Source organism: Vibrio sp. ED004 (assembly GCF_023206395.1).
Taxonomy (GTDB): domain Bacteria; phylum Pseudomonadota; class Gammaproteobacteria; order Enterobacterales; family Vibrionaceae; genus Vibrio.
On the sequence record NZ_CP066149.1, the window covers coordinates 3,261,091 to 3,276,652 of the forward strand.

At 45.6% G+C, this 15,562-nt stretch carries 11 protein-coding genes; all 11 read left to right on the forward strand.

Annotated features, from left to right (window positions below; translation table 11 throughout):
- Positions 1-63: 63 nt before the first annotated feature.
- Positions 64-1,380 (forward strand): MipA/OmpV family protein, encoded by a 1,317-nt coding sequence (locus tag ITG10_RS14675; protein WP_017629514.1) that lies wholly within the window; start codon positions 64-66, stop codon positions 1,378-1,380.
- 417 nt (positions 1,381-1,797) lie between these two features.
- Positions 1,798-3,090, forward strand: coding sequence for a hypothetical protein (locus ITG10_RS14680; RefSeq protein ID WP_241430274.1), 1,293 nt, complete (start codon positions 1,798-1,800; stop codon positions 3,088-3,090).
- Positions 3,091-3,105: 15 nt separating this feature from the next.
- Complete coding sequence (locus tag ITG10_RS14685; RefSeq protein ID WP_017629512.1) at positions 3,106-4,086, forward strand: hypothetical protein; 981 nt, start codon at positions 3,106-3,108, stop codon at positions 4,084-4,086.
- A gap of 154 nt (positions 4,087-4,240) precedes the next feature.
- A complete protein-coding gene (ugpC, locus tag ITG10_RS14690; RefSeq protein ID WP_017629511.1) occupies positions 4,241-5,365 on the forward strand; it encodes a sn-glycerol-3-phosphate ABC transporter ATP-binding protein UgpC in 1,125 nt (374 codons plus the stop codon).
- A gap of 17 nt (positions 5,366-5,382) precedes the next feature.
- A complete protein-coding gene (locus ITG10_RS14695; protein WP_017629510.1) occupies positions 5,383-8,754 on the forward strand; it encodes a cellobiose phosphorylase in 3,372 nt (1,123 codons plus the stop codon).
- Between the two features lie 95 nt (positions 8,755-8,849).
- Positions 8,850-9,839, forward strand: a complete 990-nt coding sequence (locus ITG10_RS14700) for a LacI family DNA-binding transcriptional regulator (protein WP_248386463.1) — start codon at positions 8,850-8,852, stop codon at positions 9,837-9,839.
- Positions 9,840-9,846: 7 nt separating this feature from the next.
- Positions 9,847-11,094 carry an extracellular solute-binding protein gene (locus ITG10_RS14705; RefSeq protein WP_017629508.1) on the forward strand — a complete coding sequence of 416 codons (1,248 nt, stop codon included), beginning with the start codon at positions 9,847-9,849 and terminating at the stop codon, positions 11,092-11,094.
- Positions 11,095-11,116: 22 nt separating this feature from the next.
- Entirely contained in the window at positions 11,117-11,992 is an 876-nt protein-coding gene (locus ITG10_RS14710; protein WP_017629507.1) for a sugar ABC transporter permease, read from the forward strand.
- 2 nt (positions 11,993-11,994) lie between these two features.
- Entirely contained in the window at positions 11,995-12,816 is an 822-nt protein-coding gene (locus tag ITG10_RS14715) for a carbohydrate ABC transporter permease (RefSeq protein ID WP_008222128.1), read from the forward strand.
- Positions 12,816-13,301 (forward strand): hypothetical protein, encoded by a 486-nt coding sequence (locus tag ITG10_RS14720; RefSeq protein ID WP_017629506.1) that lies wholly within the window; start codon positions 12,816-12,818, stop codon positions 13,299-13,301. The genes ITG10_RS14715 and ITG10_RS14720 overlap by 1 nt, the downstream gene beginning before the upstream one ends.
- Before the next feature lie 3 nt (positions 13,302-13,304).
- Positions 13,305-15,461 carry a glycoside hydrolase family 3 N-terminal domain-containing protein gene (locus tag ITG10_RS14725; protein WP_017629505.1) on the forward strand — a complete coding sequence of 719 codons (2,157 nt, stop codon included), beginning with the start codon at positions 13,305-13,307 and terminating at the stop codon, positions 15,459-15,461.
- Positions 15,462-15,562 lie beyond the last annotated feature (101 nt).

Sequence of the window (15,562 nt, forward strand, 5' to 3'; positions counted from 1 at the left end):
GGCATGGCCAATAAATGTCTATTCAGTAACACAATATTTATTACAAAGAGCAATGACACAAGAATGAAGCACAAATTTTCACCGAAGCTCATTTCGTATGGGGCGGTTTTATTAGGTAACGCTTTTCTAGGTAATAGCGTGGCGTCGGCTGCGGAAGAGCAGGAGTGGGGCGTTGCAGCAATGTTCCGAACCGCGAGCATTCCTTACGACACCTCTGGTGGTGACCAGTCGGTTAACACATTTGTCCCGATGTTATTCTTTAAGAACGATTACGTGTTTATCGACGGTACAGAAATGGGTGCTTACCTGTATCAAACCGAAGATGAAAAGTGGTCATTTAACGCTATTTCTCGTATGCGTTTTATTGATATTCCAGCTTCAGAGCAAAACGCCATTGAGGGCGATACCGCCGATTTCGGTGCTCAACTGACTTACCAACTTGATGACCAATGGGCTGTCGAGACGGAAATTATGAGTGACAGTGAGTACAACTTCCACGGTAACCTGCGTGCCAAAGCCAAGTATGAAACTGGCGATTGGGAATTCTCTCCAAGCGCGACGCTGCGTTATAAGAGTGCCGATTTCAACAGTGAATACTATTCAGCATCCAATGAAACCATTGGTGCAGGCGTTGATCTAAATGTCGGCGTAGAAGCGCGTTATCACGTGTTTTCGAACCTTTATCTATTGGGTTCGACTAGTGTCACTCGATTGGATGACAATGCTTACGACTCTTCGATTGTGGAAGATCGTTATCAAGGTGAACTCTACCTTGGCTTTGGTTTCTTCAATGATAAAGAGAAAGCGCCTAAACCTAAGCTAAGTAACGCCCCTTACCTGCGTGTTGCACACGGTTGGGCAACGCCATCGAACATTGGCGACATCATGAAGTTCAACGCGGAGAAAGACGAATACAACAACCAACTCACATCGTTCTTTTATGGTCACCCTTTAACTGATGAGATCTTTGGTTTCCCGTTGGATATCTACCTAACGCCGGGTATTGCGCATCACTGGAGTTCAGATGTTCAATCGAGCAGCACGGAATACATCATTGCGATTAAGGCTTACTACACATTCAACTGGCCAACACAGTGGCGATTTGGTGTCGCAGAAGGTATGTCATACATAGATTCGATTACCTACATCGAAGGTTCTGAAATGGACCGTAAAGGCTACACTGCAAGCCACTTGTTGAACTACCTAGACTTCTCATTTGATGTGAATGTGGGTGACTTGATTGGTAAGAATGACCTGAACAACTTGTGGTTCGGTTACTCTCTACACCACCGTTCGGCAATCTTTGAAAACGCCTCTCAGTTTGGTCGTATCAAAGGCGGCAGTAACTACAACACCGTTTATTTCCAATATGAGTTTTAACCACAACCTGCAATTTAAAGTTCAGGTTACGTTATACAAGCCAACTTCCGTTTACGGGGTTGGCTTGTTTTGTATAGGTTTTACTAAATTTGCGTGATCAATGTTATTACTGCTTTTTACTTGAACGAGTTATGTGTTCTTTTTATTCGTAACCTTTCCATAACGCCGATATTGCCTTACTGGCTCTCTCTTTACCCATAGAAAACATGATAACCCTCTCACACGTTTAGCTTAAATGCTTAAAGGTTTAAGCAATAAGGTTCGTTCGGATAACCCCATAATCACAAAAGGTAAGTGACCACATTGCTGACAATGTTACTGAGATGGGAATATCCGTTGTGAAACGTTTATACACAAAGGTCGATACGAGAAATGATAAAAAAAAGCCTTTTAGCTACCTGTACCCTCATGGCTAGCATGTCTGCGTTCGCTGATGTCACGATCACCGAACTTACCGTTAACCCACAACTCTACCCAGTAGGATTTGAACAGCATTTACAAAGAAACTTGGACTTCTTTGTTGATGGCGTAGGTGTGGATCAAAAAGCCAAAGTTCCATACGACACGATTTTCGTCGATAAAAATGGCCAAATTGAACACGACTATTATGTCAATACAACAGAGATTGGCCTGTACCTAAATGTGCTTGTTGAAGCACATAAAAACGGCAATGCCAATGCTCTCATTCGTATCCATGAAACACTGGATGCGCTAGCAGGAGCTCCTACTTGGAAAGGTCTGTTTTTCTGGCCTTATGACATTGAAGGAAAGCAACTAAAACCAAACAAAGATGGCATTGTTCCCGCCGTAGATAACGCAAACTTAGCATTTGCTCTTGCTGGTGTAGCAGGTGCTTACCTTGACTCAAAGCAATCCGATGAAAAAGAAGTCGTTGCTAAGGTCGAATCTATTCTTAAGAGCCAAACAGATGGTTGGTCAGCACTCTATGATGAGAGCCGAGGTCTGCTTTATTCTGGGTGGTCAACGAAAAAAGAAGCACCACTCTCTTACCATATTGATCGTAAAGCAAATGAGAGTCGATTGGCTCCAATCTGGGCGCATTTAATTACTCAAAACTCAGAAAATACGGTCCCGAAAACTGCGTTCAATGATATGGAGTTATACACCCAAGACTATTACCTAGATGGCAAGAAGTACTCTCCGATGCTGACTTGGGATGGTGCTTATTTCCAAGGCATGCTTTCGATGATTTGGTTGGAAGAACGCTCATTGATCCCAGATTTCTCGATGATCGAAGATATGACAGAGATCCAAAAGTACCACGCTATCAAGCATCAAATTCCTTTTGTTTCGTCAGCCGCAACTGTTGACGATGGTTACGCTGCGTTCGGTGTCCCACAGTTATCAGAGTCTAAAGTCCGCTTTAATAACACAGATCTTGCTGGTGGTGATACGGGTACACCTCATGCGCTTGCGCTTTCTTATATGGTGAACCCGTTTGAAGCTGTCAGTCTGTTAAACACAGTGATCGACTACTACCCACAACTTGAAACGCCATATGGCTGGTATGACGCGATAAACGGTAAAGGTGAAACATCAACGAAAATTCTGTCTCTAGACCAAGGTATGTTTGTCGGTGCCTTCCTTTCACCGGCTATCAACCAAGATGTGCGTAAGTACCTAGAAAGCAAAAATTACTACGCCGCCATTGTTGATATGTATGAAACCTTTGAACCAAATAATAAATAGACAGAGGAATGAACCGTGAACTTTGAAAAAGCAGTGAACGCAATAAAACTAACAAGCTTCGTTCCGTTGTTAGCGCTAGCTATTCCTCTGACAGCCAATGCTGATGAGCCTGTAACAGAAGAACAAGCTGAAATTGAAACAGAAGTTGGATTATGGAGTGATCATGAGTATAGGGACCTTATTTTAAGTACCGAATCAGCACAAAGCAGTAATGCAGCCCCAAGAACTCGTGCACTAACGGGTATCGAGTACGAGCATATTGACAACGAAAACCAACCCAATGAAGAGCTTCTTCACTATATCTACGCTGATGGTTTTACGCGAGTCACAGACACTTTCAGCATGGGGTATGTATTCAAAGAGATACACCACAGTCGTGGAGGCGAGAGCACGGGGCAAAGTAACTACTCTGAAATCATTCCGAGTTTTTACTGGCGTCAAAACGACAACGTTGCTTACAACCTGATGCTGTCGTATGAAAAAACCATCGGTGAATGGCATTACGATAAATACATGGCAAAACCGGGTATTGACCTTAGCTTTGGCCGTCACTTCTTACACTTGAGTGCAGAGCTAGGCTACAAAGATGAAAGGCAAGGTCCGGGCGGTCGAGGCGCGTTCATTGAATCTGAACCTTTATACCTTTACCGCTTAGATAACGGCATCAATATCGGTGCGAAGGTCATCTATGTCGAAGAGCATAACGACTTCAACTATGTTGAATTTGCCGTTAAGCCCTTGGTGCAATTCAACTTTGATAATGGTAACTACTTAGAGCTGCGTTATGAAAGAGGTACGTTAGATATGGGTTCAGATCCAAGTAATCGCGACCATTATGACTATGATGTTTATGCGCTATACACGGATCTTCCAATCAATGAACATTTCTCCTTCTTGGCTGATATTCAGGTTAAAGATCGCCACGCAGATACGGCACCTTGGACTGGGGACCAACTGGTGTGGTTCTCCAAAGTCGGGATTGTTTGGAAGTTTTAACAAGCAACTTTAGTTACCGTGGGATTACTGATTAGCTACAAAAGGCGCAAATTTGGTAATCCCACACTTAACCACTTGCACTATTGTTTGGATATACCGCGAAGGAAGGTGTGACCTAAATAGTGAACGCATTTATAAATAGGAATGCAGAATCATGGCGAAAGTAACGCTACAAAATGTAAACAAAGTCTATGACAACGGCTTCCACGCTATTCACGATGTGAGTTTAGACATCAAAGATGGTGAATTCATGGTGCTTGTTGGTCCATCAGGCTGTGCTAAATCCACGATGTTGAGAATGGTCGCGGGCTTGGAGAGCATTACCGATGGGCAGCTTGTAATTGGTGACCGAGAGTGTAATGACCTGCCGCCAAAAGACCGTGGCATCGCGATGGTATTCCAGAATTACGCTCTGTACCCGCATATGACCGCTTACGAAAACCTAGCATTTGGTTTGGAAACGGCAAAGAAATCGAAAGCCGAAATCAAAGAGCGTGTCGCCAAAGCCGCTGAGCTTCTTGAAATCACCGACCTGCTCGATAGAAAGCCAAAGCAGATGTCAGGTGGTCAGCGCCAACGTGTTGCCTTAGGGCGCGCAATGGTACGTAACCCGGATGTGTTCTTATTCGATGAACCGCTATCTAACCTAGATGCAAAATTGCGTGTGTCGATGCGTCGCCGAATCATTCGTCTGCACAGCCAACTTCAAGAATCAGGCAAGCCTGCAACCATGATCTATGTAACCCACGATCAGGTTGAAGCGATGACTATGGGAGATCGCGTCTGCATTCTTAACCAGGGTCGCATCATGCAAGTCGATACGCCGATGAATGTGTACCACAACCCTAAAAACAAGTTTGTTGCTGAGTTTATTGGCTCCCCAGCCATGAATATGCTTGAAGGCACTCTATTGGATCAAAGCGGTAAAGCGTGCGTTCAACTCAATGAGCACACCATCGAATTGTCGAAAGCACATCAAGAAAAAGCGAAAGAGTGGGTAGGGCACCGTGTTCACCTTGGTATTCGTCCAGAGCACTTGTCGGTATCTAATCAAGCGAATCAAAACACGCTACCAGCAAAAGTTGAGGCGAAAGAAGAGTTAGGGTCAGAAGTCTACTTACATGTGACCATCTTCGATAAACCGGTGGTTTGTAAGCTACTCGATACCGAGCAAACACCAGATGTCGGCACCCATTGCCACATTCAACTTCAAGTCGAGAAATGCCACGTCTTTGATGACGCTTCTCAAGAAAATATCCACTACACAGAATCAAAATAAGTTTGGAGTAAAGCTTTATGCACCACATTCAACCTGGATCACAAATGAACGTTGGCAACGAAAGCCTAAACCTCACATTCAACGCAGATGGCGTACTAGGCGCAATTCGCAGTGATCGTTTAATGGTGTCTTTGTTCGATACGCCTGACTCAGAAATGGCTATCTCGAATGTATTTCTTCGTGTTAAAAGCGAAGGTAAATTAAATGTCACACCACTGCTTTTTTTTAATAACAAGATTGAAACGTTTAAGCAGAGCGATGGTTCATTACAGTGGGTAACAACAACGGAAGACTTTGAAGCTGTTGTGTCGATTAAAACGGCTGGCCATGCGTTTTTCTGCGATGTGAGCATTACCAACCTCTCTTCACTGCCACTGACGTATGACCTGATTTACGGTCAAGACATAGGTCTTGCGGATGAAGGCGCAGTTAAAACCAATGAACTGTACTGCTCTCAGTACCTTGACCATCAAATCTTTGAAAACCAAATGGGTTACGTGGTTTGTAGCCGTCAGAACTTGCCTCAATCTTCAGGCAACCCGCGCATTCAATTGGGTTCTCTTTCTCCTGTCGTTGGCTACAGCACCGATGGTTTCCAGTTCTTTGGCAAAGAGTTCAAGTTAACAGGTGAGGCCGTAGCATTGAACGCGCCGCAACTTGAAAACCAAAAATATCAATATGAGATGGGTTACATCGCGCTTCAAACTGAAGAGATCACGCTTGCAACAGAATCGTCTAAGGAAGTGGTTTTCTATGGTGTTGTCACTGCGGACTTCCCGAAATCAAATTCGGGCGAGCCTATTGAACTGGAAGAGATTACAGCTAAGCACGCTCAACTGACGTTATCTGAAGAAATGGAACGTGAGCCTTTATCTTGTGTGCACCAACCTAAAGGCGAGTACCTGCAGGGCGAGAAGCTGAGCAAGAAAGAGATCGCAGAGTTCTTCGGTGATGATCAAACGTTCGCAGACGTTAAAGACGGTGAACTGCTTTCATTCTTCTACGGCGAAAGCAAATACGTGACGCTGCCAGAAAAAGAGAAGCATCTAGAGCGTATGACAGGTCATGTGATTGCGTCGGGTAATAATCAAGATTACCAGCAATCTATCATGAGCTCGACTCACTACATCGGCGGTGTTTTCAACTCACAGCTGACGCTGGGTAATACCTCATTCAATAAGCTGTTGGGCGTGTGCCGAAACCCGTTAAACCAATTCACTCATGCAGGGCAAAGAGTATGGGTTGTAGTGGATGGAACCTTCCGCGTATTGGGCATGCCTTCGGCTTACGAAACTGGCCAAAACTATTCACGTTGGATTTATAAACTATTTGGCGGCTACCTAGAGATCGTTTCGTTCTCAAATGCACAAAACCCAATGATCCAGCTAGATATCACTAAGCACGGTATTGAGGCTCCGCTTTCAATCAAAGTGTCACACCAACTTGTTTTTGGTAACAACGAAGGTGAAGGCAGTGTTGAGATTGCAAGAGATGGCGAACTGTTCACAGTGACAGGCAAAAATGAACTGATTGATCAATTCATGCCGAAGCTGAGCTATGGTCTTGCAGTGCAAGGCATGGACGTAACGGCGGAAACGATCGGACGTGCGGAGTCTGATTCAGTGGAGTACTTGGTACTTAACGGTTCTCTTGAGAGCCACTGTTCCATCGCGATTGGCAGTAAGACGGACGCGCTAGATACTACCGCACAATTTATGGCGTTTGAGGCGGAACGCGAGCAATACCAAAAAGGTATTCAGTCACTGACCAAAGGCTTCAATGTTGATTTCAGTGAAGACAATGGAAACAGCCAGCGCATCAATACGTGTCTGAACTGGTTCACTCACAATGCTTTAGTTCACTACTCGACACCACACGGCTTAGAGCAATACTCAGGTGCGGCATGGGGTACGCGTGATGTTTCTCAAGGCCCATTCGAATTGTTTATGTCGATGCAGGAATACGCAAAGGCAAAAGCGGTGCTAGAAGAGATCTACAGCCACCAATACCAAGAAACGGGTACTTGGCCTCAGTGGTTCATGTTTGACCAATACGCAACTATTCAACAAGAAGAAGCGCACGGTGACATCGTAGTGTGGCCGCTCAAAGCTCTAGCTGATTACCTAAATACGACGGGTGACATCAGCATTCTGGATGTTGAACTGCCATACACGCTAGCAGAAGAGGGTTTTGTAAAGAGCGAAAGCAGCTTCACGTTAATGCATCACGTACAAACTCAAATCCAGCATATGCTGGATAACCTTGTACCTGGCACATCACTCTCTTGTTACGGTGATGGCGACTGGGACGATACGCTACAGCCAGCGAATCAATCACTGCGTGAGAACATGGTGAGTGGTTGGACAATTCCATTAACGCTACAAGCGCTTAAAGGAATGTACCAAGCCCTTCAAGGTAGTGAACATCAAAACTACGCCGCTTCTTTGATGGAATTGGCCGACAAGATGGAAAGCGATTACCACCACTACTTGATTAAAGATGGCGTGATTGCAGGCTTTATCCACTTCGATCGCGATGAAGAGGGAAGCGTTAAGCAAATCGAACACTTGCTGCATCCATCAGATCAAAAAACGGGTATCAACTACCGACTATTGCCAGCAAGCCGCTCAATCATTTCAGAAGTGTTTGATCCAGAAATGGCAAGCTCTCACATGGAGATCATTAAGCAAAACCTTGTGCACCCTGACGGAGTTCGCTTGATGGATAAAATGGCTGAGTACAAAGCAGGTAAACAGAGCTACTTTAAGCGCGCAGAACTGGCAGCCAACCTTGGACGTGAAGTGGGCCTTCAGTATTGTCACGCTCATATTCGATTCATCGAAGCGCTGTGTAAGTTGGGCGACGCGGAAGCAGTATTCGACAACCTGTACAAAATTATCCCTGTGGGTATTCAAGACCACGTGCCAAATGCTGAGCTTCGTCAGTCGAATGCATACTTCTCAAGTTCAGATGCGAAGTTCAATGACAGACCAACGGCTTACGATAACTTTGACCAAGTGAAAAACGGTGAGGTTGCGGTGAAAGGTGGCTGGAGAATCTACTCAAGTGGTCCGGGTATCTATGTGAATCAACTTATCTCTAACGTATTTGGCGTTCGATTCTCGAACAACGATCTCATTCTTGACCCAGTAATCTCTTCGCGAGTTGGTCAAACGAAGATTCACTTCGAGCTTGATGAGAAGCCAATGACCTTAGTTATCGATTTGGTTGAAGGTTCACACACGCCAAAAGCAATCTCGATAAACGGTGAAACGGTGCCATTCGAGCTTACTGAGAACCGCTACCGCTCTGGTGGCGCGAAGATCTCGCGCGAATGGTTGCTTCAGAGATTGAGTAGTGAAGAAAACACCCTTCATATCTCCCTTTAATAATCTGTTGGGCTCAGCGATGGGCCCAACTCAAAGGCTGAGTATGAGAAAAATGCAAGGTGTGAAGAGCTGGGCTCTTAAAGGAAATAAGTGAAATGAAAGTGACCATTAAAGACGTAGCTAAAAAAGCGAATGTCTCCATCGCAACCGTTTCGTACGCAATGAATGACTGCAATCGCGTCAGTGAAAAGACGCGTCAGCACGTTCTCAATATTGCTAACGAAATGAACTACGTCGCTAACACTAATGCCAAGCAGTTGAAACAGCGTCGTAGCTATGCAATCGGCCTATTTCTAAACAACTGGTTTGGCCCGATATACAGCGAACTTGTAAAAGGTATCGAGAAGGTATGTCACCAGCGTGGCTATGATGTCGTCGCTTGTAGCATGTATGGAAATGAAGACTCTACTGCTCACAAGTATATTCGAGATCGAGTTGTTGATGGCGCGGTGGTTTTAACCAATTCATTTGATACCGAGTTTCTAAAGTCGGTCGCAGGCCCAGACTTCCCTATGGTGGTTCTAGACCGAGAAATAAGTGCTCCCGGTATCTATAACATCCTTATCGACAACTTTGGTGGCGCATTCAGTGCAACCAAAGAGTTGGTGCTTAAGGGCTGCAAAGACATCTACTTCTTCACTGGGCCTGAAGACTCATACGATAGCAAGAAGCGACTGGATGGCTACATCTCAGCTTTGGGCTATTTCAATATACCAGTTAAAAACCATCATTTGATTAAAAGCGATTTCACAGAAAAGACCGCTTACAAGCAGATGAATGAGTTATTGGAACAGGGGCGCAGGCCCGACGCGGTATTTGCGGCCAATGATGAAATGGCGATCGGCATAATTCGCGCAGCGAAGCGTTTTGAAATAGACATCCCGAGCGAAATGAAGCTCGTCGGTTTCGACAATATAAGAATGGCAGAGTTAATGATTCCGAGTTTAACGACCGTTACCCATGAGAAAGAGGGGATGGGGGAGCTTGCAGCATCAACGCTTATCAATGCGCTTGATGAAAAAGCTAAAGACTCACAAGCATTAACGATTTTGCCAACGTCATTAATTTTACGTGAAACTCTGTAGGATAGTTATGAAAAAGTGGTTGATTGGATGTGTGCTTGCGCTGAGTTCGCAAGTGTCACTCGCAGATAATACCCGTATCGAAGTCATGACCCCAGTGGGTAACTACATGGACTTTGTCCGTTCTGAGTTAGTTCCTGAGTTCAAAAAAAGATATCCAAACGTAGATGTAGTCGTATCAAACGATGAAAACCTGGAAACCCGCATGGCAGCAGGCGATGTGCCAAACCTATATGCAGGTGTGTTTGGTTACCAACCCGCGAAATACGCCAAGATGGGTAAGCTCGCTTACTTAGAGCAGTTCGAAGGGTTCAATGCGATGGAGGACAGGATCGATCCTGTATTCATGCAGAAAAATTACGGTCGAAACTACTACATCCCTTGGAATGCAACAACGACGCTGATGCTCTACAACAAAGAGCTGTTCATTGAAGCGGGTTTAGATCCAGAGGACCCACCTCAAACCTGGGACGAATTTTTACACGCGGCAGAAAAGATCAGCCAACTGCCTCCAAGAGCAGATGGCAGCCCAGTGTACGGCACCGTATTCTGGAACGAAGCACTGTCTTGGGGTAGCTGGTACTGGAGCATGCTGGCTCAGATGTACTACAACTTCAACGACGGCCAATACGGCTTGCTTAATCGTTTCGGTACCAACCCTAACTTCGATAGAGAAGAAGCGAACCTAGCGCTGTTCTTTGAAACCATGGCGAAGGCGCAGCAGTATTCTCCACTGACCATGGAGAAGAACTTCTTCTCACGCACCATTGGTATGTGGCCACAGTTTGGCTTTGGCTGGAAAGCAAACTTAACTGAAGCGGCTGGTAAGCCGATGGTGGTGGGAGAAGATGTTGGATTAGCACCGATTCCGACGCTGAACAAAGGCGACACCTCATATTCTACACTGGATGGTCGCGCGCTAATGATCTTCAAAAATAGCGTCGAGAAAGAGCAGCTGTCGTGGGCGTTCTTAGAGCTGATGATGGAAGACGAGTTTAACCACAAAGCCAATGTGGCGCTGGGACAACTGCCAACCCTGATCTCGCTAAAAGATCGACCTTACTACAACACATCAGAAGCCAAGCCATTTGTTGAGCAACTACCAAACGCAAAACTGAATGAACCTTTTGCACTTTCATCAGATATGGCTGGCGTCATTCTTGAGCAGTATTCCAAAGCTGTGGTTAAGCAAGATGTTTCTGCTGAGGAAGCGGTAGAAGCAGCGGCGAAGCAAGCTGAAAAACTCATTAACGAATAGTGTGATAGGTCTAAGTGAAACTATGAAAAAAGATAACCTCATAACCGGCTACCTGTTCCTTGCTCCATGGATTGTGTACTTCGCGGTCTTTTTGATTTACCCGTTCTTCTTGTCGTTTGAGAGCAGCTTTCTCAGCGTAAACATCTTGATGCCAGAGAACACCAAGTTTATTGGATTAACCAACTGGATCACAGTCGTTACTGACTTTACGTTCTGGAAATCGTTGTTCAACGTGGTGTTCAACCAAGTCATCTTCGTGTCGTTGAGCTTTGTGATTGGACTGGGTTTGGCCTTATTACTCAACGAGATCAAATTCTTGTCGAGCATGTTCCGCACCATCATGTTCATTCCGGTGGTGACCTCCATTACCGTGGCGATGATCATTTTTGACTTCGTATCAGGCCCTTCAGGTCCAATTCAAAGCACTATGGTGGGGGCGAATCTTCTTTCAGAGCCGGTGTTCTGGAAGTTTGAAGAGTGGTTACCAATGCCTGTGATTGCGGTGTTCAGTGCTTGGAAGTGGTTCGGTGTGCAGATGATCATCTTTCTAGGTGGTATCGCGAGTATCGATAAATCGCTGTTCGAAGCGGCTGATATTGATGGTGCATCGTGGTGGCGTAAGACAAAGAAAATTACTTTGCCGATGATCATGCCGCAGATCGTTTTCGTGATGACAATGAACATCATCAACGGCTTGCAGATGTTTATCGAAGTGTTCATGAACTTCGACTTAAACGGCGGTCCTTACCAATCGGCACTTACACCTGTGCTCTACCTCTACCAAACCGGCTTTGAGCAAATGAAGATGGGTGAAGCTTCAACCATTGGCTTAATGCTCGCTTGCGTAATTTACCTGCTGACGATGATGCAGTTAAAAATCACCAGTAAGGAAGACTAATCATGAATGCTGATAAGAAAAAAAACCTACTGATTTACGGCACACTTCTGGTTGCCACGCTTATTGTGTTGTATCCGTTTTTCTACATGGTGATCAACTCATTTAAGACGGGCCCTGAGATCATGCACAGCCCGAATAGTTTACCAAAAGAGTGGTCGTTTGCTGGTTACATCAAGGTGTTTGATTCAGTGAATTTGGGGAGGGTGTTCTTTAACACCATTTTCATCTCGGTCACTGTCACGGTACTGAACACATTGTTCTCATCGATGGTCGCGTATTCGATTGTCAAAACCAACTTACCTGGCCGAGAGTTTTGGCTAAAAGTGATTCTTGGTTCGATGATGATTCCGGCGATTCTGTTCACCATCCCAACTTACATGATGATGTATGAGTGGAACTGGATTAACACCTATCGCGTGCTGATCATTCCGGGTGCCATCAGTGCATACAACATCTTCTTGATGGTGCAGTTTATGAAGCAGATAGACAACGCCTACTTGGAAGCGGCTCGAATTGATGGCGCGAGTGAGATGCGTATCTTCTTCAAAATCATTCTGCCTATGATGCGACCAGCTCTAGCAACGGTCGGTATCCTGACTTTTATGGGGGCATGGAACGACTTTATGGGACCACTACTTTACGTACGAGACGACTCTCTGATGACACTGCAGCTTGCTCTGTACAACTTTAAAACAGAAGTACCGGGAACCAACTTAGAGCAACTGTGGGCGATGACCACCATGATTGCGGTTCCTGTTGTGATTGTCTTTTTCTGCCTACAGAAGAACTTCATCAAGGCATTTACTGGCGTAGGGGTTAAGTAATGAAAGTATCGACAGGATATAAATTATTAGCGCTGGCCTCGGTTATTTTAATCGCCTACGGTTCGGCTTGGTTGAAAGCCTATTCACTATCGGAAAACTACTTTGCATACGCAGAGCAGCAATACGAGCAAGGTGAACTGGTGACTGCGCTGAAAGGGATGAACAAACTCGAACTCAGAATTGAAGACGAGTACTTGGGCGGCTATCAGCAGGTGATTGAAACTTGGCGAAACGCAACGCTTGGTCCTAAGCCAGACGCTTACTATCAGTCATTAGAAAAACCTACATTGATCATTGAGCAACTTAACGAACAGCAGTTAATGGCGTTCATCGAGATCTATGTTCAGCTTGATTCTCGATATGTTCCAACGGCTGCTGACCAACTGCGACGCTTAGCGAAGCAGTCTGGTAATGATGCGTTATACCAAGAGATGACCGAGTTTCTAGCCGAAGCTTTCCCACGTTACAAATTGAAAGAGATCTAATCGATGACTCTATACAAAGACAACTCTGTGAGTTACCAAACCAGAACACAAGATTTACTGTCTCAGATGACGCTTGCCGAGAAAGTGGGTCAGCTTTGTCAATCGCCAATGCTAGATTATGACGACAACAAGCAAGAGTATTTGATGAAAGTAGAGCAGGGTGCGTATGGTTCGCGCATCCTTGCTGACACGGCGTGGGCGGGTAATGCACCGGGTGAGTCGGTTAATCCGCATCAACTCAATGAGATCCAAAAGGTGGCGATGGAAAAAAGCCGCCTTGGGATTCCCATCATATTCGCTCGTGATGTGATTTATGGTCAAAAGACAGTGCTACCCATTCCTCTGGCTCAGGCATGTTCTTGGAATCCACAATTGGTTGAAGAATCATATGAATGCATCGCTGCTGAAGCGGCTTCTTTAGGTATCAACTGGACCTTTGCGCCCATGCTCGACATTGTTCGAGACCCTCGCTGGGGGCGAGTGATTGAGAGCTCTGGCGAAGACCCTTATTTAACCAGTCAGTTTGCAAAATCCGTGGTGAAAGGTTTCCAAGGTGACGACCCTTCACAACCGAATAAGCTGGTGGCGTGTGCCAAACACTTTGTTGGCTACGGTGCATCAGAAGGTGGTCGAGACTACGACACTACTGAGTTGAGTGAGAACACCTTACACAATGTGCACTTGCCTCCGTTTGCCGCAGCAGTGAAGGCCGGGGTTGCAACCATGATGTCTGGATTTAACGACCTTGGTGGTACACCGGTAACCGGCTCTCATCCATTGATTCGAGACTGGCTCAAAGGCGAGCATAAGTTTGATGGCATGGTCGTCAGTGATTGGGGCTCTATTTCCGATCTGGAATACTTCCAAGTTGCGAAAGACCCATCGGCAGCGGCGTTAAAGGCGTTGGATGCGGGTGTTGATATGGCGATGACCCACGAAGCATACGAAGATACCCTTGAAGAACTGGTGACGAGCAATCCAAGCTTGCAAGAGTCGCTAGATGAGGCTGTTTACCGAGTGTTGCTCACCAAGTTCCGCGCTGGTCTGTTTGAACGACCATACATCGACCCTGAGCTGCATAAGAGTGTGTTGGGCTTAGAAGAACATAAACAAAAAGCGCTGGAGCTAACACAAGAAAGCATGGTGCTGCTTAAAAATGATGGTGACTTGCTACCGCTGAACTTGAAAGGCTTAACCATTGCTGTGATTGGCCCTCATGCGCACTCACAAAGGCAGCACCTTGGCTCTTGGTGTTTAGATGGCAATGCGGACGACGTTGCAACGATTACTGACGGTATCCAAGCCGCTGCGCCAGAGAATACAGTGATTACCGATTCAAGCGCATTTAGTGATGACATGATGGAGTGTGCGCATCGCGGTGATGTAGTTGTACTCTGTGTCGGTGAAAGTCATCGCCGAACCGGAGAAGCGCGTAATATCGCCGAGCTTGTACTGCCACCTGGCCAAGAAGAGCTGATTGAGGCTATCGGCAAAACGGGCAAACCTCTAGTTGTGGTTCAGTGTACTGGCAGACCCGTACCGTCAGCTAAGATTGAACAATATGCTCAGTCATTGATTTACGCATGGCAAAGCGGAACAGAGACAGGTAACGCAGTCGGTAACTTGTTGTTTGGTCATAGCAACCCAAGTGGCAAGTTAACCATGACAGTGCCAAGAAGCACAGGGCAAATCCCTATGTATTACGGCCGCAAGCCGATTGGTAAAATGCGAGCGTATCAAGAGTACATGCCGTACAAAAATGAGCAAGATACACCGCTTTACCCATTCGGTTTCGGTTTAAGTTACTCGCAGTTTGAATACGGCAAGTTGACCGTTGTGACGCCTGAAATTACAGAGAATGAGAACCTAATTGTCGAGGTTGAAGTTGAAAACACCTCTGCGATTGCTGGGCAGGAAGTCGTTCAGTGCTATATCTCTCGCCAAGTCTCTTCGACGACTCGTCCACAGAGAGAACTGAAAGCCTTTACGAAGTGCTGTTTAGAAGGGCATGAGCGCAAAACCGTTCGGCTTGAGATTGATGCAGATGACCTAAAATTCTACGGCAGCCAAGCGTGCTTTATGTATGAAAAGGGCGAAGTGGATGTGTATGTCGGTGGAAGCAGTTTAGCAATGGATTCAGTGACGGTTCACTTACTATAAGGTGTTTGGGCAAGATACAGTATTTATCTAAATTAAACGGCTCGCTTGATGTAAGTTGTTAAAATATAGAAAAAAGATTGGGTCGCACCAATCTCTTTTTG

Coding starts and splice junctions, on each gene's coding strand:
- ITG10_RS14695 (WP_017629510.1), top strand. CDS start 5,383: ATGCACCACATTCAACCTGGATCACAAATGAACGTTGGCAACGAAAGC.
- ugpC (WP_017629511.1), top strand. CDS start 4,241: ATGGCGAAAGTAACGCTACAAAATGTAAACAAAGTCTATGACAACGGC.
- ITG10_RS14705 (WP_017629508.1), top strand. CDS start 9,847: ATGAAAAAGTGGTTGATTGGATGTGTGCTTGCGCTGAGTTCGCAAGTG.
- ITG10_RS14675 (WP_017629514.1), top strand. CDS start 64: ATGAAGCACAAATTTTCACCGAAGCTCATTTCGTATGGGGCGGTTTTA.
- ITG10_RS14700 (WP_248386463.1), top strand. CDS start 8,850: ATGAAAGTGACCATTAAAGACGTAGCTAAAAAAGCGAATGTCTCCATC.
- ITG10_RS14715 (WP_008222128.1), top strand. CDS start 11,995: ATGAATGCTGATAAGAAAAAAAACCTACTGATTTACGGCACACTTCTG.
- ITG10_RS14720 (WP_017629506.1), top strand. CDS start 12,816: ATGAAAGTATCGACAGGATATAAATTATTAGCGCTGGCCTCGGTTATT.
- ITG10_RS14725 (WP_017629505.1), top strand. CDS start 13,305: ATGACTCTATACAAAGACAACTCTGTGAGTTACCAAACCAGAACACAA.
- ITG10_RS14680 (WP_241430274.1), top strand. CDS start 1,798: ATGTCTGCGTTCGCTGATGTCACGATCACCGAACTTACCGTTAACCCA.
- ITG10_RS14710 (WP_017629507.1), top strand. CDS start 11,117: ATGAAAAAAGATAACCTCATAACCGGCTACCTGTTCCTTGCTCCATGG.